Below are 25107 nucleotides of genomic sequence, written 5' to 3'. Positions count from 1 at the left end.
CGTAGCGTCCACAGTGGCCGATGACGGCGCCTGGGCACTGCAGCCCGTGGCCTGGACCGCCCCGGGCTGGCGCATGCTGCGCACGGCCGACCCCGCGCGCAAGCCGCCGCCGGGCCTGCCCTTTGACGACAAGACCTACCAGCTGGGCTACGAGGTGTTCCTCGAGAACCGCAACCTGGAAGATGCCTGGCGCGTGGCCACGGCCGCCGTGCGCCAGGCGCCGCAGGACATGGCCTGGCGCGAGCGCCTGGCCCAGGTGTCCGAATGGATGGGGCAGCAGCAGCAGGCCCTGGACAACTGGCTGGTCATTGCGCAGAACACGGGCCGTGAAGATGCCTGGAAGACGGTGATGCGCCTGGCGCCGGGCCTGTTCGACGACCGCGCCCTGATTGCCGGCCTGCGCCACCAGTTGAGCCGCCGTCCCCAGGATGCCGCGCTGCTGCAGGCGCTGGTCCAGGCCTATGAGCGCCAGGCCGAGCCGGGCGCGGCCATCGACTATCTGCAAAAGCACGGCAGTACGCCGCAGTCGCAGATTCTGCTGGCCCAGCTGGCCGAGCGCGCAGGCCGTCCGCCGCTGGCGCTGCAGGCATGGAAGCGCGTGCTCAGCGATCCCGAGCAGCGCACGCCGGCCCATGTCATGCCCGCCGCCGTGCTCGCGCTGCTGCAGGGCGAGCCGGCGCTGGGCCTGCGCTGGCTGGAAGACGCACAGACGCGCGTTCCGGCCGGCATGCAGGACGAAGGCGAGTACTGGCGCCTGCTGGGCGACCTGGCCCAGGACCAGCGCCAGGAGGCGCTGACGCTCAAGGCCTACCGCCGCCTGCTGCAGACGCCGCACGCCGGCATCAGCGACTACGACGAAGTGATCCGCCTGCTGCAGCGCACCGACCGGCGCGAGGCGGCCCAGATGTCCCTGCATGCCTGGGAGCAGTTCCAGGACGTGCGCCATCTGACACAGGCCTTCTACCTGCTGGAGGATCAGGAGGACTGGACGCAGATCGGCCGCCAGGTCGAGCGCATCATGGCCGACCCGGCCTTGCTCAAGCGCCTGATGGGCCAGCCCACCTTCTTCCAGATCCTGGGCGCCTACTACCAGCGCACTGCGCAGCCGAAAAAGGCCATGGAAGCCTTCGAGAAGGGCCTGGCGCTGGACCCCGGCTCCACGCCGCTGCGCCAGGGCCTGATGTGGCTGCTGATCGACACGCAGAACGCGGCGGCCCTCAAGCTGCTGCTGGCGGCGGCCGAGCCCGTGTGGGCGCGTGATGCCGACATGCACGGCGCCCTGGCGGCGGCCTACATGACGCTGTCGCGCCCGGCTGTTGCGCTGGAGCGGTATCTGAAGCCGCACCGCACGGAGCATGCCGACGACTTCCTGTGGATGATGCAGTACGCGGACGCGCTGGAGCAGAACCAGCAGGCGGACCAGGCCTGGAACCTGAGGCAGCAGCTGTGGCAGCGCGAGAAGGCGCGCACGCGTGCGCAGCAGGGCCCTTCGGCCGATGCGGCCCGCCGCTGGCTGACCGCCGAGGGCCTGGACGAGGTCCAGCGCCAGGCACGCAGCCGGCTCATGCTCTTTCATACCCAGGGCGATGCCGAATTCGCCCTGATGCGCGAGCTGCTGCGCATGGACCTGGAAGGCGGGCGCCGCGAGCATTCCGCTGCTGCGGCCGAGCTGGCCATCGCCTGGCTGCAGGAGCGCGGCGAATACCAGGCCGAGCGCGGCTACCTTTGGCAGCAGTACGCGCGCAGCCGCAGCAAGAGTGCCAGCGCACCGCTGTGGGCCGAGATCACGGTGGCCCTGGCGGAAAAGGATGTGGCCCAGGCCGGGCAGCTGCTGCAGCGCCATGACGAGGCACTGCCGCGCTACGACCGCATCAACGCGGCGGCCATGGTGGGCGATGTGCGGCTGGCGCAGACCGCGGGCTTCGAGAGCATGGCCTACCAGCCCGACGACGATCCCCTTCACCTGGGGCTGACCGAGCAGTTGCTGGCCTTCAGCGACTACGGCGGCCTGCAGTTGCGCAATCGCCGCATGGACGCCATCGACGAGCAGGTCTCGCGGCTGCGCTGGCATGTGGGTCTCAACCCCCGCTGGGCGCTGGACCTGGATGCCGAGGACGTGCGCCGCACGGTCAACAAAAGCACCCTGGTGCGCGGACCCTCCCAGGAGCGGGGCATCGGCCTGCGCCTGACGCGCAAGACGCAGTCGGCCTCCAGCGAGTTCATGCTGGGCCGGCGCGAAAGCCTGGAGAGCTACACGCCGATGCAGTTCACGCAGACCTACAACGTGGACAGCCGCTGGAGCCTGCAGGCATCGCTGGGCCGGCACCTGGCCACGCAGGAAACGCTGGCCATGCGCATGGGCGGCATGAAGGACCGCGTGTCGCTGGGCAGCAGCTACCAGCTCTCACGCCTGGACCAGATCACGCTGGAGCTGGCATCGGAGCGCTACCGCGTGCAAAGCGGCGCCCGCGTGGGCTCCGGCAACCATGCGATGCTGCAATACCTGCACACCTATCGCAGCGAGGCACCCACCCTGCAGTTCGGCGCCTTCACCTCCTGGCACCGCTACAGCCGCACCGACCCGGCGCTGCTGCAGGGCAGGGATGCGGCCATCCTGGGCTACCTGCCTGCGTTCAACGATCCCACCATCGACTATCTGTTGCCGCGCAGCTTCCGCTTCTCGGGCCTGCAGATGATGTTCAACACGGGCTACGAGCAGCAATACACGCGCGCGCTGCGGCCCTATGCCAGCCTGGCCCTGACGCACCACAGCATCAACGGCGCGGGCTACGAGCTGGGCATGGGCCTGGCCACCAGCCTGTTCGGTGCGGACCACCTCGCGCTGGGCCTGAACCTGTCCAAGTCGGGCATCAACACCGTGGGCAATACCCGCGAGCTGTTGCTCACCTACCGCCTCCACTACTGATCCGAAGACTTCAAGGAGCCTTTCCATGACACACCGCACTTCTTTTGCCTCCCGCCTTCGCGTGCTCACGGGTATGGCCCTTGTCGGCCTGCTGTCTGCCTGCTCGACCATCGACCGGGGCACGGCGCCCGCTCTGGAGACGAACGCCAGCTGGGCCGTGCTGCCCTTCGAGAACCACACCGAGACACCCATGGCCGGCAACCGCGCCGCCGCCATCGCCACGGCGCTGATCAATGCGCGCGGCGTGGGCCAGGTCAAGCGCTACACGGGCGATGCGCTGCAGGAGACGCTGTTCGACGGCCGCGACGCCAAGCGCCGCGAGGACGCCCTGGCCTGGGCGCGCGGCGAAGGCGTGCGCTATGCGCTGACGGGCGCGGTGGACGAATGGCGCTACAAGGTCGGAGTGGATGGCGAACCGGCCGTGGGTGTGACGCTGGAGATCGTGGAGGTGGGCACCGGCGCCACCGTGTGGAGCGGCGCGGGCGCGCAAAGCGGCTGGAGCCGCGAGGCCCTGGCCGCCGTGGGCCAGAAGCTGATCCGCAATCTGCTGGGCACGGGCCTGGCCAACGCCCGATAAGCGCATCGAGGAACGATTTTCCATGCCAGACCAAGCCACCACGCCCAAGGCGGCACCGCATCCCGATGCACCGCGCCGAGCCGGCATTGCCGCGGAATTCAGGGGTTCGCCCCTGGGCCTGCTTGTGCAGACAAGCGCCAAGCCCTGGGTGGTGGTGGGAGAGACGCTGCTTTTGCCGTTGCTGGCCCTGTTGGTCGGCATGTGGGCCAACCCCGCCAACCCCCTGTGGGTGGAGGCGGAGTTTCCCTGGGCCTGGCTGGCGCCCGTGGTCGTGGCCCTGCGCTACGGGCCCGTTGCCGGCCTGTCGGCGTCCGGTGTGCTGCTGCTGGCATGGCTGGGCGTCAACCAGCGGGATCTGTCGCTGTTTCCCGAACAGTATTTCCTGGGCGGCCTGATCCTGGTCATGGTCGTGGGCGAGATCTCCAGCCTGTGGCGCGCGCGCATACGCCGTGCGCGCACGGCGCAGAACTACATGGACCAGCGCACCGAGCAGCTGATCCGCCAGCATTACCTTCTGCGCCTGTCGCATGACCGCCTCGAGCAGGAGCTCATAGGCCGTCCCGTGTCCATGCGCGACGCCATCAACGTGCTCAGCGGCCTCAGCGGCGCCGAGGGCGATGCGCAAAGCCTGCTCAACCTGCTGGCGCGCTTCAGCCAGATCAGCGTGGCCAGCCTGGTGCCCGTGCGCAACGATGTGCTGGACCCCACGCCCATTGCCCAGCTGGGCGGCGAGCGGCCCATCCATGTCCATGACCCGCTGGTGCGCCAGGCGCTGGACAGCCATGTGCTGTGCCATATCTCGCAAAGCATGGCGCAAGGCCAGCAGACGCAGTACATCGTCGTGGCGCCCATGCTGGACCTGGAGGGCGAGATCTACGGCCTGCTGCTGGTCGAGGAAATGCCTTTCTTCGCACTGCAGGAAGAAGCGCTGCAGACCATCAACCTGCTGCTGGGCTACTACACCGACAGCGTGGCCGCCAACAGCCTGGCCGCACCGCTGCTGCAGGCCTATCCCGACTGCCCGCCGCACTTCGCCTTCGAGGTGCAGCGCATGGAGCATGTGAACCGCAGCGCGCGCCTGAGCAGCGTGGTGGTGGCGCTGGAGCTGTCGCCATCGGCCGTCCAGGCGCAGATGGCCCAGCAGATCATGCGGCTGGAGCGCATGCTGGACCGCTCCTGGCTGCAGGAGCGCGATGGCCGGCAACTGCTGGCCATCTTCATGCCGCTGGGCACCAACGCCACGGCCGAGGGCTACCTGAACCGCATCGAGGCCTGGCTGGCCCAGCGCGGCGTGGCCTCGCTGGCCGATGCGGGCATCTTCCCGCGCACCATCTTGCTGGACCGCTGCTCGGCCATCAGCGTGCTGGAGCGGCTGCACCAGATGGGGCAGGGCCATGCTTAACCTCAAGCTGGCCCTGGGCGCGCTGGCCGCGGAAATCGCCTCCTGGAGCAGCCTGTGGCTGCTGCGCAGCCAGTCGGATGCCGCCCTGCTGGGCTATCTCATGGCCCATGGATTGGCCAGCGGCCTGCTGGCGCTGTGCCTGGCGCCGTTCCTGGCCACCTCGGCCAGGTCGGTGCGCCAGCGCCTGGCCCTGGTGGCGCTGATGGGGCTGTTTGCCTATGCCGTGCCGGTGGCCGGCATCCTGGGCGCCGTCGTGGCCACCATTGCGCTGCACACGCAGCGCGGCCCGCGCGGTGGCCAGCGCTTTCCGGTGATGCCCCTGCCCGATTTCGACCCGCACCAGCAGTCCGGAACCAGCCGCCGCCAGGCGGGCCTGCAGTCCTTCCTGGCCAATCCCAATGTGCCCGTCGCCTCGCGCATGCGGGCCATGGTGGCGCTGGGCAGCGTGCCGGGGCGCATTGCCTCGCCCATGCTGCGCACGGCGCTGGGCGATTCCAGCGAGGACCTGCGCCTGCTGGCCTACAGCATGCTGGACGCCAAGGAGCGCGAGATCAGCAAGACCATCCACCAGGAGCTGCAGCTGTTCGAGCATGCCCGCCAGTCCGAGGGCGATGCGCCCTGCGGGCCGCGCGGACTGCAGGCGGCTCGGGCGCTCACCGACCTGTATGCGGAGCTGGTCTACCAGGGCGTGGCGCAGGGCGATGTGCGTGACCACGCCATCCAGCAATCCCTGCACTACTGCGACCTGGTGCTGGCCCAGCGGCCCGACAACGCGCTGCTGCTGTTGCGCCGTGGCCGGTTGTTGCATCTGCAGGGCAGGCAGGTGGAGTCGCTGGCCTGCTACGAGCGCTCGCTGGCGCTGGGCATGGAGCCCGCGCGCGTCGTGCCCTACCAGGCCGAGCTGCTGTTCGAGCGGCGCGAGTTCGCCAAGGCGCAGGCGCTGATGCGATCGCTGGACATCGAGCATGCCCTGCCGCGCCTGAAGCCCAGCATCCGCTACTGGAGTGCCTCATGAGCCGTGCGAGCCAGTTCCCCACGGCGGCCAGTGCGGACATCGCGCTGTTGCTGGAGGGCACGTTTCCCTATGTCAGCGGCGGCGTGTCCAGCTGGGTCAACCAGATCCTGCAGGCCTATCCCGAGCACCGTTTCGCCATCGTCTTCCTGGGAAGCCGGCGCGAGGACTATGGCGATTTCCGCTACGCGCTGCCGCCCAACGTGGTGCACTTCGAGCAGCATTTCCTCTTTGACGCCCTGCACTCCAACATCCAGCCCGCGCCCTCGCGCGGCCATCCCGAAGCCCTGGCCAAGGCCCGGGAGTTCCTGCAAGCGCTGGAGGCGCATGACGGCAGTGACGAAAGCCGGGCCAAGGTGCTGGCGGCCATGCGCTCGATTGCGCTGGAACTGCAGCCCGGCGGCAGCCTGCCGCTGGAGGATTTCCTGCACAGCGAATTCGCCTGGGACCTGATCCGCGACAGCTACCGGCGCCACTGCACCGATCCATCGTTCGTGGACTTCTTCTGGACCGTGCGCATCATGCTGCAGCCGCTGTGGCTGATGGCGCGCATCGCCCACGGGCTGATCCCGGTGCGCGTGCTGCATACGGTCTCCACGGGCTATGCGGGGTTTCTGGGGGGGCTGCTGCACCATTCGCGCGGCCTGCCGCTGGTGCTGTCCGAGCATGGCATCTACACCAAGGAACGGCAGATTGACCTGCTGCAGAGCACCTGGATACGCGACAACCGCAACATCTTCCAGCGCGACCCCATGGAGGTGTCGTTCTTCCGGCAGATGTGGATACGGTTTTTCGACTGGATGGGGCGCTTTTGCTATGGCGCGGCCGACCCCATCATTGCGCTGTACGAGAACAACCGCCTGCGCCAGGTGGCCGATGGCGCGGCGGCAGAGCGCACGGTCAGCATTCCCAACGGCATCCGCATAGAGCGCTTTGCGCCGCTGCGCGCCCAGCGGCTGGCCGAGACGCCGCCCGTGCTGTGCCTGATCGGCCGCGTGGTGCCCATCAAGGACATCAAGACCTTCATCCGCGCCATGCGCCGCGTGGTCAACCGGATGCCCCAGGCCCAGGCCTGGGTGGCCGGCCCCACGGCCGAAGACCCGGCCTATGCCGATGAATGCCAGAACCTCGTGGACAGCCTGGGCCTGCAGGCCAACGTCCGCTTTCTGGGCATGCAGAAGGTGGAGGAGTTGCTGCCCAAGGTGGGCGTGGTCGTGCTGTCGTCCATCAGCGAGGCGCTGCCCCTGGTGATTCTCGAAGCACAGGCCGCCGGCGTGCCCGTCGTCAGCACCGACGTGGGCTCGTGCCGCCAGCTCATCGACGGGCTGGGGCCCGAGGACCAGGCCCTGGGCTCGTGCGGGCGCGTGGTCGGCATTGCCAACCCCGAGGCACTGGCCGATGCCTGCCTGGAGCTGCTGGCATCGCCCGGGCAATGGCAGGCCGCCAGCGCGGCCGGGATTGCGCGCGTGGAGCGCTACTACTCCGACCGGCTGCTGTTCGAGCGCTACAGGCAGGTCTATGACAGGGCGCTGCAACAGTCCGAGGAAAAACACTGATGGCCGGCATTGGATTCGAACTGCGCCACCTGCTGCGCAAGAACACGCTGACCAGCGTGCTCCAGGCCTACGCCTATGCGGGCGTCATCGGCTCGGGGCCGTGGGTGTTCTCCATCATCGGCATCCTGCTGGTGGGGGTGTTCAGCGTCAGCGTGGTGGCGCCGCCGCTGCTGGTCACGCAGTTCCAGACCTCGGTCACCTACCTGGTGGCCAGCAGCCTGATCCTGACCGGGGCGGCGCAGCTGGCATTCACGCGCTTTGTCTCGGACCAGCTGTTCCTCAAGAAGGACGAGAGCATCCTGCCCAACCTGCATGGCCTGCTGCTGGTGGTCGTGGCCACTGCCAGCGCGCTGGGCACGCTGGCGCTTTTCGTGGTGCTGCCGGGCCAGGGCCTGCTGTACCGCGTGCTGATGCTGGCCGGCTTCACGCTGATGTGCGTGGTCTGGGTCATGACCGTGCTGCTGTCGGGCCTCAAGCACTACCGGGCCATTGCCGGGCTGTTCGGCGCCACCTACCTGCTCATCGTGCTGCTGGCGCTGCCGCTGCGGTACTGGGGGCTGGAAGGGCTGCTGGCCAGCTTCGTGATCGGCCACGTGCTGCTGCTGGCCGGCATGTGGCTGATCGTGCTGCGCAGCTTTCCGCTGCAAAAGCGCTGGATCGCCTTCGACTTCACGCAGCGCTCGCTGATCTTTCCGGCGCTGATCGCCATCGGCGTGCTCTACAACCTGGGTATCTGGATCGACAAGTTCATGTTCTGGTACTACCCGCCGACCTCGCAGCAGATCATCGGCGGGCTCAGGGCCTCGCTGATCTACGACCTGCCGGTGTTCCTGTCCTACCTGTCCATCATTCCGGGCATGGCGGTCTTTCTGGTGCGCATCGAGACCGACTTCGTCGAGTACTACGACAAGTTCTTCGATGCCGTGCGCGGCGGCGGATCGCTCGAGTACATCGAGTCCATGCGCAACGAAATGGTCTACGCCATCCAGGCGGGCCTGGGCGAGATCGCCAAGGTGCAGACGCTGGCCGTCCTCGTCACCCTGGTGGCCGGACCGGCCATCCTGCAGTTGCTGGGCATCTCCCAGCTGTACCTGCCGTTGCTGCATGTGCAGGTGGTCGGCGCCGGGCTGCAGGTGGGCGTGATGGCCGTGCTCAACGTGTTCTTCTATCTGGACGAGCGGCGCATCGTCTTCATGCTGTGCCTGCTGCTGGTGGTGCTGAACATCGCCTTCACGGGCATTTCGCTGGCGCTGGGCGCCGCGTTCTATGGCTACGGCTTTTGCCTGGCCATGCTGGTGACGCTGTGCGTGGGCCTGTTCATGCTCTCGCGCGAACTCAACCGGCTCGAGTACAAGACCTTCATGCTGCAGTGACCGGCAGGCATCTCTCGCCCTTTGCCGATTTGCACGGTCTTGATCCAGCGTGTTGGCGGGGGGCGCCGGTCTGCGCGACAATACGGGATTCGGCGCCGGCACCCAACCGAGACAAAGGTTCCGCCAAGGAACCATTCATTACAACGATTGCGCACCTTGCGTGCAGCGGCCGCCGCCTTTCGCTTTTTCCACTCCAAAGCTTTAAGCCATGAAAAAACGCACCCTCTTGGCCATGGTGGCCCTGTCTGCACTGCTGGCAGCCTGCGGCAAGAACGAGTCCGCATCGACCGCCGCCGCGCCGGTTGCCGCCCCCGTGCCGGCAGCCATGACCAAGTTGGTGATCGGCCTGGACGACAACTTCCCGCCCATGGGCTTTCGTGACGACAAGAACGAGATCGTCGGCTTCGACATCGACATGGCGCGTGAAGCCGCCAAGCGCATGAACGTGGAGGTGGACTTCAAGCCCATCGACTGGAGCGCCAAGGAGGCCGAGCTGGTCGGCAAGCGCGTCGACGCGCTGTGGAACGGCCTGACCATCACCGAAGAGCGCAAGAAGAACATCGCCTTCACCGCGCCCTACATGGAGAACCACCAGATCATCATCGTGCGCGCCGACTCCGACATCAAGGACAAGGCCGGCCTGGCCGGCAAGGTCGTGGGTGCGCAGGATGGCAGCTCGGCCGTGGACGCCATCAAGAAGGACGCCGCCGTGGCCGCCAGCTTCAAGGACCTGAAGACCTTCGGCGACAACATCACCGCGCTGATGGACCTGTCGGCCGGCCGCCTGGACGCCGTCGTGGTCGACGAGGTCGTGGGGCGCTTCCACGTGGCCAAGAAGGCTGGCGAATACCTGGTGCTCGAGGACAACTTCGGCACCGAGGACTACGGCGTGGGCCTGCGCAAGGAGGACACCGAAGTTCTGGGCAAGCTCGAAGCCGCGCTGGCCGAGATGAAGAAGGACGGCAAGGCCGCCGAAATCGCCTCCAAGTGGTTCGGCAAGGACATCATCAAGTAAATCCGGCACACCATGCGACCGGCAAGGCCAGCCTGGCATTGCCGGTCTTTTGCGTTCTGGGACGCACGCGCCCGTGGCTGCCCGGATCCTGCCGATGCCGGCGGGGCCGCGCACCGCACTGAGGCCATTCGATGGAATATGTAATCTCGCTCATGGGGCCGCTGTCCGCCGGCGCCCTGGTCACCCTCAAGCTCTTCGTCATCACCCTGGCGCTGTCCATTCCCCTGGGACTGTCGCTGGCGCTGATGCGCATCTCCCGCTTTCCCGCCCTGAGCCGGCTGGTCGGCGGCTACATCTGGCTGATGCGCGGCACGCCGCTGATGCTGCAGATGCTGTTCATCTACTTCGCGCTGCCCTTCGTGCCCGTGATCGGCGTGCGCCTGCCCGATTTCCCGGCCGCCGTGGTCGCCTTCGCGCTGAACTACGCCGCCTACTTCGCCGAAATCTTCCGCGCGGGCATCCAGTCCGTGGACCGCGGCCAGTACGAGGGCGCCAAGGTGCTGGGCATGAGCTACGGCCAGACCATGCGCCGCATCATCCTGCCGCAGATGTGGGCGCGCATCATCCCGCCTGTGAGCAACGAGACCATCACCCTGGTCAAGGACACCTCGCTGATCTACGTGCTGGCCCTGAACGATCTGCTGCGCGCCGCGCGCGGCATCGTGCAGCGCGATTTCACCATCACGCCCTTCGTGGTGGCCGCAGGCTTCTATCTGGTCATGACTCTCGTGTTGACCTGGATCTTCCAATACCTAGAAAAACGCCATGCCAAATACGACGCGTGATAACGCGCCCGAGACCATGATCTCGGCGCAGAACATCTGCAAGGGCTTTGGCGGCGTGCCGGTGCTGCGCGGCGTTTCGCTGGAGCTGGCGCGTGGCGAGGTGGTGGCCATCATCGGTCCCTCGGGATCGGGCAAGAGCACCTTTTTGCGCTGCCTCAACCACCTGGAAACCATTGACAGCGGCCGTGTCGCCGTCGAGGGCGAGGTGCTGGTGGACAGCGGCGCGGACGGCCGCGCCCACTACGTGCCCGAGGCGCAGATCCGCCAGATCGGCCGCAAGATGGGCATGGTGTTCCAGTCCTTCAACCTGTTCCCGCACCTCACGGTGCTGGAGAACATCATCGAGGCGCCGATCGTCGTCAAGGGCCTCAGGCGCGAGCAGATCGTGCCCAAGGCCGAGGCGCTGCTGCACAAGGTGGGCCTGCTGGAAAAGCGCGATGCCTATCCCAACCGTCTGTCGGGCGGGCAAAAGCAGCGCGTGGCCATTGCCCGGGCCCTGGCCATGGAGCCCGACATCCTGCTGTTCGACGAGCCCACCTCCGCGCTGGACCCCGAGCTGACCGGCGAGGTGCTGCGCACCATGCGCGAGCTGGCGCAGGAGCACATGACCATGCTGGTCGTGACCCACGAGATGGGCTTTGCCCGTGAAGTGGCCAATCGCGTGATCTTCATGGACAAGGGGGAGATCGTCGAGCAAGGCCCTGCGGAAGCATTCTTTGCGGCGCCGCAGCACACGCGGACCCAGGCATTCCTGCAGAACATGTTGTAAAAAAACATCTGTCCAGTCCGGATTTTCCCCAGGTCCAGAGAGCGTGCAACGCTTGTGTAGCAAGCAAAGCATGCTCTTTTTTTTATGGCGGTTTCTGCCATGACTTTTTGAGAAACATACACGGATGTATGTTTATCTCGGGCGGTGGTGAGCAAGCAGCGGCACCTGTCTGCACAATAGCGGGCTTGCCTGCGAACATTTATCGACCGCACCACAGCATGATCCCAACCGCCTCTTTCGTGGAGTTGCGCAACGTCACCTTCGGCTATGGCGAGCGTGTGATCCTGCGCGACCTGTCGCTGCAGGTGCCGCGCGGCAAAGTCACGGCCCTGATGGGCGCATCGGGCGGGGGCAAGACCACCGTGCTGCGCCTGATCGGCGGCCAGCAGCATGCCCAGCAGGGGCAGGTGCTGTTCGATGGCAAGGACGTCACCACCATGGACGCCGCGGGCCTGTATGCTGCGCGCCGGCGCATGGGCATGCTGTTCCAGTTCGGCGCCCTGTTCACCGACATGAGCGTGTTCGACAACGTGGCCTTCCCGCTGCGCGAGCACACCGACCTTCCCGACGAACTGGTGCGCGACATCGTGCTCATGAAGCTGCATGCCGTGGGTCTGCGCGGTGCGCGCGACCTCATGCCCAGCGAGATATCGGGCGGCATGGCCCGCCGCGTGGCGCTGGCGCGGGCCATTGCACTGGACCCCGAACTGGTCATGTACGACGAGCCCTTCGCCGGGCTGGATCCCATTTCCCTGGGCACCGCTGCCCAACTGATCCGAGAACTCAACGACGCCATGGGCCTGACCTCCATCCTGGTGTCCCATGACGTGGAGGAAACCTTCCATGTGGCCGACCATGTGGTCATTCTGGGCAACGGCGGTGTCGCCGCCCAGGGCTCGCCCGAGGAAGTCAAGGCCAATCCCGATCCGCTGGTGCAGCAGTTCATCCACGCACGCGCCACCGGCCCCGTACCCTTCCATTACCCCGGCGTGAGTGCCGAAGAGGATTTCGGCACGCCTGAAAGCCCGGTCAAGGCCAACGGCCGGAGGCGCGCATGAACCGGCTGCATCCCGCTCGCATCGGCGCGGCAGTGCGCCACCAGTTGACCCAGCTGGGCATGGGGACCCGCCTGTTCGGCCGCCTGCTCGCGCTGATGGGGCCGGCGCTGGGCAGGCCGCGGCTGATTGGCGACCAGATCCATTTCCTGGGCAACTATTCGCTGGCCATCATCGGCGTGTCCGGCCTGTTCGTCGGTTTCGTGCTGGGCCTGCAGGGCTACTACACCCTGCAGCGCTACGGCTCGGCCGAGGCGCTGGGCCTGCTGGTGGCGCTGTCCCTGGTGCGCGAGCTCGGCCCCGTCGTCACGGCGCTGCTGTTTGCCGGCCGTGCCGGCACGGCGCTGACGGCCGAGATCGGCCTCATGAAGGCCGGCGAGCAGTTGTCGGCCATGGAAATGATGGCCGTGGACCCCGTGCGCCGCATCCTGGCGCCGCGCTTCGTGGCCGGCCTGATCGCCATGCCGCTGCTGGCCGCTGTCTTCAGCGCCGTCGGCGTGATCGGCGGCTGGCTGGTGGGCGTGGTCATGATCGGCGTCGATGGCGGTGCCTTCTGGGGCCAGATGCAAAACGGCGTGGACTGGTGGTATGACCTGGGCAACGGCGTTCTCAAGAGCCTGGTGTTCGGCGTGGCGGTGACCTTCATCGCGCTGCTGCAGGGCTATGCAGCCAAGCCCACGCCCGAAGGCGTGTCCCGCGCGACCACGCGCACGGTGGTGATGGCCTCGCTGGCCGTGCTGGGGCTGGACTTCCTGCTCACGGCCACGATGTTCAGCCTTTGACCCGGCACCGAAGCCACCCCCGCAAAACAAGGAAAAACAAACCATGCAGCAATCCAAGAGTGATGTCTGGGTCGGACTGTTCGTGCTGATCGGCGCTGCGGCGCTGGTGTTCCTGGCGCTGCAGTCGGCCAACCTGCTGAGCCTGAGCTTCCAGAAAACCTACACGCTGACCGCGCGCTTCGACAACATCGGCGGACTCAAGCCCAAGGCGGCCGTGCGCAGCGCGGGCGTCGTCGTGGGCCGCGTGGAATCCATCACCTTCGACGATCAGGTCTTTCAGGCCAGCGTGACCATGGCCATGGAAAACCGCTACGCGTTTCCCAAGGACAGTTCCCTGAAGATCCTGACCAGCGGCCTGCTCGGCGACCAGTACATCGGCATCGAAGCCGGCGCAGATGACCACAACCTCAAGGATGGCGACCGCGTCGTCGCAACCCAGTCGGCCGTTGTGCTGGAAAATCTGATCGGACAGTTCCTCTACGGCAAGGCCGAGCAGGGTGGCAGCTCCGGTGCAGGAGGCAAAGAATGACAACCAACCATGAACAGGCGACCGTGGGTCGCCCTGCAGTCCAGGCAGCATCCTGGCAGCGCGCAGCCATGCTGGGCACATTGGCCGCCGCTTCGCTGCTCGCCGGCTGCGCCACCGCGCCGGGCGAGGCCCGCAATCCCCAGGACCCGTTCGAGCCGTTCAACCGCAGCGTCTACTCGTTCAACGACGGCCTGGACCGTGCCGTCCTGAAGCCGGTGGCCACGGCCTACCGCGACGTCACTCCGCGTCTGGCCCGCGATGGCGTGAGCAATTTCTTCTCCAACCTCAGCGATGTCTGGTCCTTCGTGAACAACGCGCTGCAGGGCCAGGCCGAAGGCGCCTACAACTCCGTCGTGCGGTTCTCGGTGAATACGGTCTTCGGCCTGGGCGGCTTGCTCGACATCGCCAGCGAGGCCGGCATCGAGCGCCAAAAGCAGGACTTCGGCCAGACCCTGGGTCGCTGGGGCGTGCCCACCGGGCCGTACCTGGTGCTGCCGCTGCTGGGCCCGTCCACGGTGCGTGACACTGCGGCTCTTCCGGTGGATGCCTGGGGCAACCCCATGTCGGCGATCAACGACATCCCGGTTCGCAACAGCCTGTATGTGCTGCGACTGGTGGATACACGTGCCCGCCTGCTCAATGCCTCCGACACGCTGGACTCCGTCGCGCTCGACCGCTACAGCCTGACGCGCGATGTCTACCTGAACCTGCGGCGTGGCAAGTCGGGTGATGACGGTCGCATCGAGGATTACGACGACGATGCCGGCAAGCTGCCGCCCGAAGACGGCGCGAAGTAAGCAGTTCGTAACATCCCGAGATGAAAAACGGCCGCTGCCTGACATGGCGCGGCCGGAAAAATGTGCAATATCAACCCGGTCCGGGGCATGAGGCCCTGCTGGGAAAGGAAGAGTGATGATCAATCGACGTGCCTGGAGCGCTGCCGCTGCAGCCATGCTGGCCATGGGAACCCTTGGCGCGGCACTGCCGGCCCGCGCAGCCGGCGAGACCCCCGATGCGCTGATCAAGCGTGTCTCCACCGACGTGCTGGAAACCATCAAGAAGGACCCCTCGCTGCGCGAGGGCGATGTCTCCAAGGTCAATGCGCTGGTCAATGACAAGGTCATGCCGTATGTGAATTTCCGCCGCATGACCTCCGCCTCGGTGGGGCCGGCCTGGCGCCAGGCCACGCCTGCGCAGCGCGAGAAGCTGGAGACCGAGTTCAAGGCCCTGCTGATCCGCACCTATTCGGGCGCGCTGACGCAGGTCAGCAACCAGACCATCAACGTCAAGCCCCTGCGCGCGGCAGCCGGCGACACCGATGTGCTGGTGCGCACCGAGGTGCTGGGCCGCGGCGAGCCCGTGCAGCTGGACTACCGGCTCGAGAAGTCCGGTGACGGCTGGAAGATCTACAACCTGAACGTGCTGGGCGTGTGGCTGGTGGAAACCTACCGCAACCAGTTCAGCCAGGAAATCAATGCCCGCGGCATCGACGGCCTGATCGAGACCCTGGCCACGCGCAGCAAGATGCCGGCCACGCCGCCCTCCAAGGGCTGACAGCCTCGGACGCACGCGCCATGCTGCAGCTCCCCCGTGAACTGACCTACCGCCAGGCACGCAGCTGTCTCGTGCAGCTGCGACCCCAGGTGCAGGCCTTCGACGGCGCCCAGGTGCGTGTCGATGCCAGCGGTGTCGAGGTCTTCGACTCGGCCGCACTGGCCGTGCTGCTGGCCTGCCGCCGCACCGCGAAGGCGGCAGACAAGCAATTGGTGGTCGTGGGCCTGCCGCAGGGCCTGCAGTCCATGGCGGCGCTGTATGGCGTCGACGGGCTGCTGGCCGACACGGCCGCATCCTCCCCCTCCTGAGCCGGCGCAGCGCGCCGCTGCAAAGAGCCCTGCAAGGCAGGTTTGGCTGCAAGGGCCTAGAATCGCGCCTCGCATGTCTGCCGTCTCATTCCAATCCATCTCCAAGACCTACCAGACCCCCAAGGGGGCCTTCCAGGCGCTCAACCACGTGAGTCTGGACATCGAGGAGGGCGAGTTCTTCGGCCTGCTCGGTCCCAATGGCGCTGGCAAGACCACGATGATCAGCATCCTGGCCGGCCTGTCGCGCGCCACCAGCGGCCGCGTGCTGGTCCAGGGCAGCGACGTGCATGCCGACTACTCGGCTGCCCGGCGCAAGCTGGGCATCGTGCCGCAGGAGCTGGTCTTCGATCCCTTCTTCAATGTGCGCGAGGCGCTGCGCTTTCAGTCCGGCTATTTCGGCGTCAGGAACAATGACGACTGGATCGACGAGCTGCTGCACAGCCTGGGGCTGACCGACAAGGCCAATTCCAACATGCGCCAGCTGTCCGGCGGCATGAAGCGCCGCGTGCTGGTGGCCCAGGCGCTGGTGCACAAGCCGCCCATCATCGTGCTCGACGAGCCCACGGCCGGCGTGGACGTGGAGCTGCGCCAGACGCTGTGGCACTTCATCGCACGCCTGAACCGCGAAGGCCATACCGTGCTGCTCACCACCCACTACCTGGAAGAGGCCGAGGCGCTGTGCAGCCGCGTGGCCATGCTCAAGCAGGGCAACATCGTCAAGCTCTCGACCATGTCGGATCTGCTCAAGTCCGCCTCCTCCAACGTGCTCCAGTTCAAGACCGATACCGCCTTGCCGCCGGCCCTGGCCGCGCGGGCGCGGGTGACCGGCCGCATCGTGCAGATACCCGCCAACGACGCCAGCGATGTGGAACGCCTGCTCGCCGCGCTGCGCGAGGGCTCCGTCGTGCCCGAGGACGTGGAAATCCGCCGCGCCGATCTGGAGGACGTCTTCATCCATGTGATGAATGAGCAGGGACAGACTTCGCAGGGAGCTTCGGCATGAACGGCTGGCAGACCCTGCTCAAGAAGGAAGTGCTGCGCTTTTGGAAGGTCAGCTTCCAGACCGTGGCCGCACCCGTGCTCACGGCCGTGCTCTATCTGCTGATCTTCGGCCATGTGCTCGAAGGCCGGGTGCTGGTGTACGACCGCATCAGCTACACGGCCTTCCTGATCCCTGGCCTGGTGATGATGAGCGTGCTGCAGAACGCCTTCGCCAACAGCTCCTCCAGCCTGGTGCAGAGCAAGATCATGGGCTCCATGGTCTTCGTGCTGCTCACGCCGCTGTCCCACTGGGCCTGGTTCGGCGCCTACGTGGGAGCGTCGGTGCTGCGCGGGCTGCTGGTGGGCGCGGGCGTGTTCGTCGTCACGCTGTACTTCGCCATTCCCGAATTCACGGCACCGCTGTGGATTCTGGTCTTCGGCCTGCTGGGCGCGGCGCTGCTGGGCACGCTGGGTGTGATCGCCGGCCTGTGGGCTGACAAGTTCGACCAGATGGCGGCCTTTCAGAACTTCCTGATCATGCCCATGACGTTCCTGTCGGGCGTGTTCTATTCGATCCAGTCCCTGCCGCCTTTTTGGCAAAAAGTCAGCCATCTGAACCCGTTTTTCTACATGATCGACGGTTTCCGCTACGGCTTCTTCGGCCAGAGCGACGTATCGCCCTGGGTCAGCCTGGCCATCGTCGGCTCGGCCTGGCTGGCGGTGAGTGCCCTGGCCGTGCACCTGCTGCGCATCGGCTACAAGATCCGCGGCTGAGGTTTTTCCACAGGCTGCGGCGGGCGCTGTGCCCGCATTGTTGAATCCACCCATGAACAGGCGGCCGGCGCCCGGCGCCGCCGCCAACCAAGGCCATGCCACGATGCATGGCAGGAAAGCTTCCCCCATGACTGCAGACCAACTCAAGGAACTGATCGCCACCGGCCTGCCTTGCGAACACATTGCGCTGGAAGGTGATGGACGGCACTGGTTTGCCACCATCGTCTCGGCCCAATTCGAGGGCCAGCGCCTGCTGCAGCGCCAGCGCCTGGTCTACGCCACGCTGGGCCAGCGCATGCATACCGACGAGGTCCATGCGCTGTCCATGAAGACCTACACGCCCGCCGAGTGGGCTGCCCAGGCCGGCCAGGCCTGAGCGCACAGCCCGGTCACGACGCCTCAGACTTTCTGCCGCAACTGGTCGATACGGCCCGTGCGGCATCTCCTTTTTCCCGATTTCCAGATTCAAGTCTGTCAGCCATGGACAAACTCCTGATTCGCGGTGGCCGAGCGCTGCATGGCGAGGTGACGGTCTCCGGCGCCAAGAATGCCGCCCTGCCCGAGCTGTGCGCCGCGCTGCTGTCGTCCGAGCCCGTCACCCTGCGCAATGTGCCGCGCCTGCAGGACGTGGCCACCATGCTCAAGCTCATCCGCAACATGGGTGTCGGCGCCGAGCACGATGACAGCGGCACCGTGCGCATCCACGCCGGCTCGCTGTCCAACCCCGAGGCACCCTACGAACTGGTCAAGACCATGCGCGCCTCGGTCCTGGCCCTGGGCCCGCTGCTGGCCCGATTCGGCCAGGCCCGCGTGTCGCTGCCCGGCGGCTGCGCCATCGGCTCGCGCCCCGTGGACCAGCACATCAAGGGCCTGCAGGCCATGGGTGCCGAGATCGTTGTCGAGAACGGCTACATGCACGCGTGCCTGCCCGGGCATCTCAAGCGCCTGCAGGGCGCCCGCATCACCACCGACATGGTGACGGTCACGGGCACCGAGAACTTCCTGATGGCCGCCGTGCTGGCCGAAGGCGAGACGGTGCTGGAAAACGCCGCCATGGAGCCCGAGATCGGCGACCTGGCCGAAATGCTCATCAAGATGGGCGCAAGGATCGAAGGGCACGGCACCAGCCGCATCGTCATCCAGGGTGTGGAGCGGCTGAGCGGCTGCGAGCACCAGGTGGTGGCCGACCGCATCGAGGCCGGCACCTTCCTGTGCGCCGTGGCGGCCACGGGCGGCGAGGCGCTGCTGCGCAATGGCCGTGCCGACCACCTGGGCGCGGTCATCGACAAGCTCAAGGACGCTGGGGCCGAAGTGTCCGCCGAGGAGGGCGGCATCCGCGTGCGCGCTGCCGGCAAGCTCAAGGCCCAGAGTTTCCGCACCACCGAGTACCCGGGTTTTCCCACCGACATGCAGGCGCAGTTCATGGCGCTGAACCTGGTGGCCGAAGGCTGCAGCATGGTCACCGAGACCATCTTCGAGAACCGCTTCATGCACGTCGACGAGATGCTGCGCCTGGGCGCGCAGATCACCACCGACGGACGCGTGGCCACCATCACCGGCAGCCAGTCGCTGTCGGGCGCGGCCGTCATGGCCACCGACCTGCGCGCTTCGGCCAGCCTGGTCATCGCCGGCCTCGTGGCCAAGGGCGAGACCCTGGTCGATCGCATCTATCATCTGGACCGCGGCTACGATCGCATGGAAGACAAGCTGCGCGGCCTGGGTGCCGACATCGAAAGAGTTTCCCAATGACCATCACGATTGCCCTGTCCAAGGGCCGCATCTACGACGAAACCGTGCCGCTGCTGGCCGCTGCCGGCATCTCGGTCACCGAAGACATTGAAAAGTCGCGCAAGCTGATCTTCGAGACCAACCAGAGCCATGTGCGCGTGGTGCTGGTGCGCGCCTCCGACGTGCCGGTCTACGTGCAGTACGGCGGCGCCGACCTCGGCGTGGCCGGCCTGGACTCGCTGATCGAGCATGGTGCCCAGGGCCTGTACCAGCCCCTGGACCTGAAGATCGCGCGCTGCCGCGTCAGCGTCGCCGTGCGCAACGGCTTCGACTACGCGCTGGCCGTCAAGCAGGGCGCCCGTCTGCGCATCGCCACCAAGTATCCCGAGATCGCGCGCAACTTCTTCGCCACCAAGGGCGTGCACGTGGACATGGTCAAGCTCTACGGCTCCATGGAACTGGCTCCGCTGACCGGCATGGCCGACGCCATCGTCGACCTGGTGTCCACCGGCAACACGCTCAGGGCCAATGACCTGGTCGAGGTCGAGCCCATCATGGAGATCAGCTCGCGCCTGGTGGTCAACCAGGCCTCGCTCAAGCTCAAGCAGGCCCCTCTGCGCAAGATCATCGATGCCTTTGCATCGGCCATTCCCCAAGACTGAAGCCCTCTGCACCATGGAATACCAAGCCGCTCCCGCCCGCCTGTCCACGCTTGACGCCAACTTCGAACACGATTTTGCGCAGCGCCTGCATTGGTCGGCAGACACGGACGCGGCCATCGAGCAGCGCGTGGCCGACATCCTGGCCGATGTGCAAAAGCGCGGCGATGCGGCCGTGCTGGAGTACACGGCGCGTTTTGACGGATTGCAGGTGGACGGCATGGCAGCGCTGGAGCTGACGCAGGCCGAGCTAAAGGCCGCCTTCGACAGCCTGGGCGACGAGCAGCGCGATGCGCTGACGGCCGCCGCCCAGCGCGTGCGCACCTACCACGAGGCACAAAAGCGCGCCAGCGGCGAGAGCTGGAGCTACCGCGACGCCGATGGCACCCTGCTGGGCCAGAAGGTCACGCCGCTGGACCGCGTGGGCATCTATGTGCCCGGCGGCAAGGCGGCCTATCCGTCCAGCGTGCTGATGAATGCCATTCCCGCCCATGTGGCTGGCGTGCAGGAAATCATCATGGTCGTGCCCACGCCGCGCGGCGAGAAGAATGCCCTGGTGCTGGCGGCAGCCTATGTGGCGGGCGTCACGCGCGGCTTCACCATCGGCGGCGCCCAGGCCGTGGCGGCCCTGGCCTACGGCACGGCCACCATCCCCAAGGTGGACAAGATCACCGGCCCCGGCAATGCCTATGTGGCCAGCGCCAAGAAGCGGGTGTTCGGCACCGTGGGCATCGACATGATTGCCGGCCCCAGTGAAATCCTGGTGCTGGCCGACGGCAGCACGCCGCCCGACTGGGTGGCCATGGACCTGTTCAGCCAGGCCGAGCATGACGAGCTGGCGCAGAGCATCCTGCTGTGCCCCGATGCCGACTACATCGCCGCCGTCCAGCGCGAGATCGACCGCCTGCTGCCCGAGATGCCGCGGCGCGCCATCATCGCCAAGAGCCTGAGCGACCGGGGTGCCCTCATCCTCACGCGCGACATGCAGGAGGCCTGCGCCATCAGCAACCGCATCGCGCCCGAGCACCTGGAAGTCTCCAGCAACGATCCCCACCAGTGGGAGCCGCTGCTGCGCCATGCAGGCGCCATCTTCCTGGGGGCCTACACCAGCGAGAGCCTGGGCGACTACTGCGCCGGCCCCAACCATGTGCTGCCCACCAGCGGCACGGCGCGCTTTTCCTCGCCGCTGGGGGTCTATGACTTCCAGAAGCGATCCAGCCTCATCGAGGTCAGCGAGCAGGGCGCCCAGACCCTGGGCCGCATCGCCTCGGTGCTGGCGCATGGCGAAGGCCTGCAAGGCCATGCGCGTGCGGCCGAAATGCGCCTGAAGTAGACACTCGCTTCCTGCTGGATGAAGGCGCCGTCACCGAAAGGGGCGGCGCTTTTTGCTGCCTGAGCGCTAGAGCAAGTATGTCAAGAATCGACACGAAATCAGTGGAGCACGAATTTCGTGTAGACTTGCACCCTGTGAAGAACCTCACCATCACCGTCGAAGACAGCGTGCTCGAATGGGCCCGCATCGAGGCCGCGCGCCGCGGCACCAGCGTCTCGCGCATGGTGGGCGACTTCATGGCCGAGATGCAGCGCCGCGAGGACGCCTACGAGCGCGCCTACCTGGCCTGGCGCACCGACGAGCGCGGCTGGGACGGCGGCCAGCCGTCATCCACGCAGCCCGCCCAGCGCAGTGTCGCGCTGCGCCGCGAGGGCCAGGCATGAACACCGTCTTCGTCGATACCTCCGTGCTGGTCGCTGCCGAAGACACGGGGCAGGGCGCCTTGCATGCCGCCGTGCTGCAGTGGCTGGACCTGCTGTGGCGCACGCGCAGCGGGCGCACCGGCAGCCAGTCGCTGTGCGAGTTCTATGAACAGGTCACTACGGCCGCCCAGCCTTTGCCGCAGGGCGATGCGCGCGCCGCCATTCGCCGCTACCAGACCTGGACGCCCTGGAAGACCGATGCCGCCACGCTGGAGACCGCCTGGGCCGTGCAATCGCGCCACCAGCTGGCCTTTGGCGACTGCCTGGCCGTGGCCTGTGCCCAGCACAGCGGCTGCGAGCAGATGCTGACCCTGCACCTGCCGCACGGCGCCCAGTTCGGCGGCGTCGCCATGGTGCACCCGCTGCACCAGACGCCGCCGCAGCAGCAGGCCTGAGCGGCTTCGCTGATGGATTTCTTCCCCCACTGACTCGTGAAAGTGTGCATGCCATGACAGCTTCCATTCCGCAGGTTCAGGCCCTGGCCCTGGAGCGCATCCGCGCCGATGTCCGCTCCATGCATGCCTACCATGTGCAGCCCTCGCAAGGCCTGCTCAAGATGGACACGATGGAGAACCCCTTCCGACTGCCACCCGAGCTGCAGGCCGCGCTGGGCGAGCGCCTGGGCCGGCTGGAGATCAACCGCTACCCTGGCGAGCGCCAGGAAGTGCTCAAGGACATGCTGGCCCGCTACGCGCAGGCGCCGGCCGGCAGCGCCGTGCTGCTGGGCAACGGCTCGGACGAGATCATCACGCTGCTGGCACTGGCCTGTGCCCAGCCCCACGCCGAAGGCCGCGCCACCATGCTGGCGCCCATGCCGGGCTTCGTCATGTACCCCATGAGCGCCAGGCTGCAGGGCCTGGACTTTGTGGGCGTCAACCTGACGGCCGACTTCGAGCTGGACGTGCCCGCCATGCGCACCGCCATTGCCGAGCACCGCCCCGCCATCACCTATATCGCCTATCCCAACAATCCCACGGCCACGCTCTGGGCCGAGGCCGATGTGCAGGCCGTGATCGACGCGGTCGGCGCCATCGGCGGCCTGGTCGTCATGGACGAGGCCTACCAGCCCTTCGCCCGCCGCAGCTGGGCAGAGAACATGCGCGCCGACCCGGCCCGCAACGCCCATGTGCTGCTGATGCGCACGCTCAGCAAGTTCGGCCTGGCCGGCGCGCGCCTGGGCTATCTGATCGGCCCGGCCGCCATCGTCGGCGAGATCGACAAGGTGCGCCCGCCCTACAACATCAGCGTGCTCAACTGCGAGACGGCCATCTTCGCGCTGGAGCACGAGGCGCTGTATGCGCAGCAGGCCGTGGCCATCCGCGCCGAGCGCCAGCCGCTGATCGACGCGCTGACCGCGCTGCCGGGTGTGGAAAAGATCTGGCCATCCGAGGCCAACATGGTCTTGCTGCGCGTGCGCGATGCCGCGCGTGCCCAGGCCGAGATGAAGGCCCGGGGCGTGCTGGTGAAGAACGTCAGTGCCATGCACCCGCTGCTGGCCAATTGCCTGCGCCTGACCGTGGGCACCCACGAAGAAAACGCCCAGATGCTGGCGGCCCTGAAGGAATCCCTATGAGCAATGCAGTCCCCGCACGCACCGCCGAAGTGCAGCGCAACACCGCCGAGACCCGGATCAAGGTCGCCATCAACCTGGACGGCACGGGCAAGGCCAGCCTGCACTCGGGCATCGGCTTTCTGGATCACATGCTCGACCAGATCGCGCGCCACGGCCTGATCGACCTGGACATCGAGTGCGAGGGCGACCTGCACATCGACGGCCACCACACGGTGGAGGACATCGGCATCACCCTGGGCCAGGCCTTCGCCAAGGCCGTGGGCGACAAGAAGGGCATCCGCCGCTACGGCCACGCCTATGTGCCGCTGGACGAGGCCCTGAGCCGCGTGGTCATCGATTTCTCGGGCCGTCCCGGGCTGCACATGGACGTGAAATTCACGGCCGGCAGCATCGGCCAGCTCGACACCCAGCTGGTCTACGAATTCTTCCAGGGCTTCGTCAACCATGCGGGCGTGACCCTGCACATCGACAACCTCAAGGGCTTCAATGCCCACCACCAGTGCGAGACCATCTTCAAGGCCTTCGCACGCGCCCTGCGCTTTGCGCTGGAGCATGACGAGCGCATGGCCGGCGTCATCCCCTCGACCAAGGGCGCTCTGTAAAGAGAAGCGATTGGCATCGGCCAGAACTTGATCTGACCGGGCAATCCCGCCGAAAATCCGACAGAACACGCGCCACACGCTATGAGTTTGACTGACAACACCGTCGCCGTCGTCGATTACGGCATGGGCAATCTGCGCTCGGTTTCACAGGCCGTGCGCACGGCCGCCGCCGATTCCGGCTGGCAGGTCGTGGTGACCTCAGATCCCGAAGTGGTCCTGGCCGCCGACCGCGTCGTGCTGCCGGGCCAGGGCGCCATGCCCGACTGCATGCGCGAGCTGCGCGAATCCGGCCTGCAGGAAGCCGTGCTGCATGCTGCTGCCAACAAGCCCCTGTTCGGCGTCTGCGTGGGCATGCAGATGCTGCTGGACCACAGCGACGAAGGTGACGTGCCCGGCCTGGGCCTCATCCCCGGCAACGTGCGCAAGTTCGATCTGGCGGGCCGCACCCAGGCCGATGGCAGCCGCTTCAAGGTTCCGCAGATGGGCTGGAACCGCGTGCACCAGACGCACAACGCCGGCCATGCCCACCCGCTGTGGCGTGGAATTCCCGAAGACAGCTTCTACTACTTCGTGCACAGTTTCTATGCCGTGGTGCAGCAGCCGCAGCATTGCGCTGCGCAGGCCGACTACGGCGGGCGCTTTGCCTGCGCCATCGCGCGCGATAATATTTTCGCCACGCAGTTTCACCCCGAAAAAAGCGCTGACCAGGGCCTGGCCCTGTTCCGCAACTTTCTGGGCTGGAAGCCCTGAATCCCCTTTTCTTCCCCGCACCGGCCGCTGAATCCCAGGCCTTCATTGCTCGCAAACCATCATGCTGCTCATTCCTGCCATCGACCTCAAGGACGGCCACTGCGTACGCCTCATCCAGGGTGATATGGACCAGTCGACCACGTTCGGCGAAGACCCGGCCATCATCGCCCGCCGCTGGCTCGACGCCGGCGCGCGCCGCCTGCACCTGGTGGACCTCAATGGCGCGTTTGCGGGCCAGCCCAAGAACCTTGCGGCCATCAAGGCCATCCTCAAAGAGGTGGACGGCCGGATTCCGGTGCAGCTCGGCGGAGGCATCCGCGATCTGGACACCATCGAGAAATACATAGATGCCGGCATCAGCTACGTGATCATCGGCACCGCTGCCGTGAAGAATCCCGGCTTTCTGCAGGATGCCTGCAGCGCCTTCGGCGGCCATGTGATCGTCGGACTCGACGCCAAGGACGGCAAGGTCGCCATCGACGGCTGGAGCAAGCTCACGGGCCAGGACGTGCATTCGGTGGCCAAGCGCTTCGAGGACTGGGGTGTGGAGTCCATCATCTACACCGACATCGGCCGCGACGGCATGCTCACGGGCATCAACATCGATGCCACCGTCAATCTTGCCCAATCGCTGAAACGCGG

Annotated in this window: 27 protein-coding genes; all 27 read left to right on the top strand. The window is 66.7% G+C overall.

Translation table 11 applies throughout. The features are described 5' to 3' along the window. Positions 1-2926, top strand: a 2926-nt coding sequence (locus tag L995_RS19265) for a tetratricopeptide repeat protein (RefSeq protein WP_047473037.1), incomplete at its 5' end; no start/stop codon positions are given. A gap of 25 nt (positions 2927-2951) precedes the next feature. After that, entirely contained in the window at positions 2952-3503 is a 552-nt protein-coding gene (locus L995_RS19260) for a transporter (protein WP_047473036.1), read from the top strand. 22 nt (positions 3504-3525) lie between these two features. Further along, positions 3526-4905, top strand: coding sequence for a PelD GGDEF domain-containing protein (locus L995_RS19255; RefSeq protein ID WP_016445569.1), 1380 nt, complete (start codon positions 3526-3528; stop codon positions 4903-4905). Next, positions 4898-5920 (top strand): hypothetical protein, encoded by a 1023-nt coding sequence (locus L995_RS19250; RefSeq protein ID WP_016445570.1) that lies wholly within the window; start codon positions 4898-4900, stop codon positions 5918-5920. The genes L995_RS19255 and L995_RS19250 overlap by 8 nt, the downstream gene beginning before the upstream one ends. Continuing rightward, the gene (gene pelF / locus L995_RS19245; RefSeq protein WP_047473035.1) at positions 5917-7473 is read left to right on the top strand and encodes a GT4 family glycosyltransferase PelF; all 1557 of its coding nucleotides are present in this window, start codon (positions 5917-5919) and stop codon (positions 7471-7473) included. The genes L995_RS19250 and pelF overlap by 4 nt, the downstream gene beginning before the upstream one ends. Continuing rightward, positions 7473-8846 carry an exopolysaccharide Pel transporter PelG gene (gene pelG / locus L995_RS19240; protein ID WP_016445572.1) on the top strand — a complete coding sequence of 458 codons (1374 nt, stop codon included), beginning with the start codon at positions 7473-7475 and terminating at the stop codon, positions 8844-8846. The genes pelF and pelG overlap by 1 nt, the downstream gene beginning before the upstream one ends. Positions 8847-9054: 208 nt before the next feature. Then, positions 9055-9861 (top strand): amino acid ABC transporter substrate-binding protein, encoded by an 807-nt coding sequence (locus L995_RS19235; protein WP_016445573.1) that lies wholly within the window; start codon positions 9055-9057, stop codon positions 9859-9861. Positions 9862-9992: 131 nt separating this feature from the next. Continuing rightward, a complete protein-coding gene (locus L995_RS19230; protein ID WP_012207336.1) occupies positions 9993-10646 on the top strand; it encodes an amino acid ABC transporter permease in 654 nt (217 codons plus the stop codon). Continuing rightward, positions 10627-11415, top strand: a complete 789-nt coding sequence (locus L995_RS19225) for an amino acid ABC transporter ATP-binding protein (RefSeq protein ID WP_269431530.1) — start codon at positions 10627-10629, stop codon at positions 11413-11415. The genes L995_RS19230 and L995_RS19225 overlap by 20 nt, the downstream gene beginning before the upstream one ends. Positions 11416-11633: 218 nt before the next feature. After that, positions 11634-12473, top strand: coding sequence for an ABC transporter ATP-binding protein (locus L995_RS19220; RefSeq protein ID WP_016445575.1), 840 nt, complete (start codon positions 11634-11636; stop codon positions 12471-12473). Continuing rightward, positions 12470-13252, top strand: coding sequence for a lipid asymmetry maintenance ABC transporter permease subunit MlaE (mlaE, locus tag L995_RS19215; protein ID WP_016445576.1), 783 nt, complete (start codon positions 12470-12472; stop codon positions 13250-13252). Before L995_RS19220 ends, mlaE begins: the two co-directional genes overlap by 4 nt. A 43-nt stretch (positions 13253-13295) precedes the next feature. Continuing rightward, complete coding sequence (gene mlaD / locus L995_RS19210) at positions 13296-13781, top strand: outer membrane lipid asymmetry maintenance protein MlaD (protein WP_016445577.1); 486 nt, start codon at positions 13296-13298, stop codon at positions 13779-13781. Further along, positions 13778-14578: an MlaA family lipoprotein gene (locus L995_RS19205; RefSeq protein WP_047473033.1), complete on the top strand. Its 801-nt coding sequence runs from the start codon at positions 13778-13780 to the stop codon at positions 14576-14578. The genes mlaD and L995_RS19205 overlap by 4 nt, the downstream gene beginning before the upstream one ends. Positions 14579-14693: 115 nt before the next feature. Beyond that, entirely contained in the window at positions 14694-15335 is a 642-nt protein-coding gene (locus L995_RS19200; protein ID WP_016445579.1) for an MlaC/ttg2D family ABC transporter substrate-binding protein, read from the top strand. A 20-nt stretch (positions 15336-15355) separates the two neighbouring features. Next, a complete protein-coding gene (locus L995_RS19195) occupies positions 15356-15643 on the top strand; it encodes an STAS domain-containing protein (protein WP_047473032.1) in 288 nt (95 codons plus the stop codon). A gap of 73 nt (positions 15644-15716) precedes the next feature. Continuing rightward, positions 15717-16646: an ABC transporter ATP-binding protein gene (locus L995_RS19190; RefSeq protein WP_013800798.1), complete on the top strand. Its 930-nt coding sequence runs from the start codon at positions 15717-15719 to the stop codon at positions 16644-16646. Beyond that, positions 16643-17398 (top strand): ABC transporter permease, encoded by a 756-nt coding sequence (locus tag L995_RS19185; protein WP_016445581.1) that lies wholly within the window; start codon positions 16643-16645, stop codon positions 17396-17398. Before L995_RS19190 ends, L995_RS19185 begins: the two co-directional genes overlap by 4 nt. Positions 17399-17525: 127 nt before the next feature. Further along, the gene (locus L995_RS19180) at positions 17526-17774 is read left to right on the top strand and encodes a BolA family protein (protein WP_012207326.1); all 249 of its coding nucleotides are present in this window, start codon (positions 17526-17528) and stop codon (positions 17772-17774) included. A gap of 104 nt (positions 17775-17878) precedes the next feature. Beyond that, the gene (gene murA, locus L995_RS19175; protein WP_016445582.1) at positions 17879-19147 is read left to right on the top strand and encodes a UDP-N-acetylglucosamine 1-carboxyvinyltransferase; all 1269 of its coding nucleotides are present in this window, start codon (positions 17879-17881) and stop codon (positions 19145-19147) included. After that, the gene (gene hisG / locus L995_RS19170) at positions 19144-19788 is read left to right on the top strand and encodes an ATP phosphoribosyltransferase (RefSeq protein ID WP_017405470.1); all 645 of its coding nucleotides are present in this window, start codon (positions 19144-19146) and stop codon (positions 19786-19788) included. Before murA ends, hisG begins: the two co-directional genes overlap by 4 nt. Positions 19789-19801: 13 nt before the next feature. Continuing rightward, on the top strand, positions 19802-21118 hold the full coding sequence (hisD, locus tag L995_RS19165; protein WP_034364866.1) for a histidinol dehydrogenase: 1317 nt from the start codon (positions 19802-19804) through the stop codon (positions 21116-21118). A gap of 77 nt (positions 21119-21195) precedes the next feature. Continuing rightward, positions 21196-21501 (top strand): hypothetical protein, encoded by a 306-nt coding sequence (locus L995_RS19160; RefSeq protein ID WP_197065160.1) that lies wholly within the window; start codon positions 21196-21198, stop codon positions 21499-21501. Beyond that, positions 21498-21935 (top strand): PIN domain-containing protein, encoded by a 438-nt coding sequence (locus L995_RS19155; protein ID WP_047473031.1) that lies wholly within the window; start codon positions 21498-21500, stop codon positions 21933-21935. The genes L995_RS19160 and L995_RS19155 overlap by 4 nt, the downstream gene beginning before the upstream one ends. A 53-nt stretch (positions 21936-21988) precedes the next feature. Next, a complete protein-coding gene (gene hisC / locus L995_RS19150; protein WP_047473030.1) occupies positions 21989-23113 on the top strand; it encodes a histidinol-phosphate transaminase in 1125 nt (374 codons plus the stop codon). Further along, positions 23110-23715: an imidazoleglycerol-phosphate dehydratase HisB gene (hisB, locus tag L995_RS19145; RefSeq protein WP_016445588.1), complete on the top strand. Its 606-nt coding sequence runs from the start codon at positions 23110-23112 to the stop codon at positions 23713-23715. Before hisC ends, hisB begins: the two co-directional genes overlap by 4 nt. Before the next feature lie 81 nt (positions 23716-23796). After that, positions 23797-24465: an imidazole glycerol phosphate synthase subunit HisH gene (hisH, locus tag L995_RS19140; RefSeq protein WP_017405475.1), complete on the top strand. Its 669-nt coding sequence runs from the start codon at positions 23797-23799 to the stop codon at positions 24463-24465. A gap of 61 nt (positions 24466-24526) precedes the next feature. Next, on the top strand, positions 24527-25107 hold a 581-nt coding region (locus L995_RS19135; protein WP_047473029.1), incomplete at its 3' end, for a 1-(5-phosphoribosyl)-5-[(5-phosphoribosylamino)methylideneamino] imidazole-4-carboxamide isomerase.

Source organism: Delftia sp. ZNC0008, assembly GCF_000799035.1.
Classification (GTDB): Bacteria; Pseudomonadota; Gammaproteobacteria; order Burkholderiales; family Burkholderiaceae_C; genus Comamonas; species Comamonas tsuruhatensis.
Note: the sequence above shows the minus strand (reverse complement) of the source record. Positions and strands in the feature narration are given on the sequence as shown.

Excerpts from the sequence above, each read along its gene's own strand:
- mlaE (WP_016445576.1), top strand. The coding sequence starts at position 12,470 with ATGAACCGGCTGCATCCCGCTCGCATCGGCGCGGCAGTGCGCCACCAG.
- hisG (WP_017405470.1), top strand. The coding sequence starts at position 19,144 with ATGACCATCACGATTGCCCTGTCCAAGGGCCGCATCTACGACGAAACC.
- L995_RS19220 (WP_016445575.1), top strand. The coding sequence starts at position 11,634 with ATGATCCCAACCGCCTCTTTCGTGGAGTTGCGCAACGTCACCTTCGGC.
- L995_RS19190 (WP_013800798.1), top strand. The coding sequence starts at position 15,717 with ATGTCTGCCGTCTCATTCCAATCCATCTCCAAGACCTACCAGACCCCC.
- murA (WP_016445582.1), top strand. The coding sequence starts at position 17,879 with ATGGACAAACTCCTGATTCGCGGTGGCCGAGCGCTGCATGGCGAGGTG.
- L995_RS19260 (WP_047473036.1), top strand. The coding sequence starts at position 2,952 with ATGACACACCGCACTTCTTTTGCCTCCCGCCTTCGCGTGCTCACGGGT.
- hisB (WP_016445588.1), top strand. The coding sequence starts at position 23,110 with ATGAGCAATGCAGTCCCCGCACGCACCGCCGAAGTGCAGCGCAACACC.
- L995_RS19180 (WP_012207326.1), top strand. The coding sequence starts at position 17,526 with ATGACTGCAGACCAACTCAAGGAACTGATCGCCACCGGCCTGCCTTGC.
- pelF (WP_047473035.1), top strand. The coding sequence starts at position 5,917 with ATGAGCCGTGCGAGCCAGTTCCCCACGGCGGCCAGTGCGGACATCGCG.
- L995_RS19235 (WP_016445573.1), top strand. The coding sequence starts at position 9,055 with ATGAAAAAACGCACCCTCTTGGCCATGGTGGCCCTGTCTGCACTGCTG.
- L995_RS19225 (WP_269431530.1), top strand. The coding sequence starts at position 10,627 with ATGCCAAATACGACGCGTGATAACGCGCCCGAGACCATGATCTCGGCG.
- L995_RS19160 (WP_197065160.1), top strand. The coding sequence starts at position 21,196 with ATGTCAAGAATCGACACGAAATCAGTGGAGCACGAATTTCGTGTAGAC.
- L995_RS19230 (WP_012207336.1), top strand. The coding sequence starts at position 9,993 with ATGGAATATGTAATCTCGCTCATGGGGCCGCTGTCCGCCGGCGCCCTG.
- mlaD (WP_016445577.1), top strand. The coding sequence starts at position 13,296 with ATGCAGCAATCCAAGAGTGATGTCTGGGTCGGACTGTTCGTGCTGATC.
- L995_RS19195 (WP_047473032.1), top strand. The coding sequence starts at position 15,356 with ATGCTGCAGCTCCCCCGTGAACTGACCTACCGCCAGGCACGCAGCTGT.
- hisD (WP_034364866.1), top strand. The coding sequence starts at position 19,802 with ATGGAATACCAAGCCGCTCCCGCCCGCCTGTCCACGCTTGACGCCAAC.
- hisC (WP_047473030.1), top strand. The coding sequence starts at position 21,989 with ATGACAGCTTCCATTCCGCAGGTTCAGGCCCTGGCCCTGGAGCGCATC.
- L995_RS19205 (WP_047473033.1), top strand. The coding sequence starts at position 13,778 with ATGACAACCAACCATGAACAGGCGACCGTGGGTCGCCCTGCAGTCCAG.
- L995_RS19200 (WP_016445579.1), top strand. The coding sequence starts at position 14,694 with ATGATCAATCGACGTGCCTGGAGCGCTGCCGCTGCAGCCATGCTGGCC.
- hisH (WP_017405475.1), top strand. The coding sequence starts at position 23,797 with ATGAGTTTGACTGACAACACCGTCGCCGTCGTCGATTACGGCATGGGC.
- L995_RS19255 (WP_016445569.1), top strand. The coding sequence starts at position 3,526 with ATGCCAGACCAAGCCACCACGCCCAAGGCGGCACCGCATCCCGATGCA.
- L995_RS19185 (WP_016445581.1), top strand. The coding sequence starts at position 16,643 with ATGAACGGCTGGCAGACCCTGCTCAAGAAGGAAGTGCTGCGCTTTTGG.
- L995_RS19155 (WP_047473031.1), top strand. The coding sequence starts at position 21,498 with ATGAACACCGTCTTCGTCGATACCTCCGTGCTGGTCGCTGCCGAAGAC.
- pelG (WP_016445572.1), top strand. The coding sequence starts at position 7,473 with ATGGCCGGCATTGGATTCGAACTGCGCCACCTGCTGCGCAAGAACACG.
- L995_RS19250 (WP_016445570.1), top strand. The coding sequence starts at position 4,898 with ATGCTTAACCTCAAGCTGGCCCTGGGCGCGCTGGCCGCGGAAATCGCC.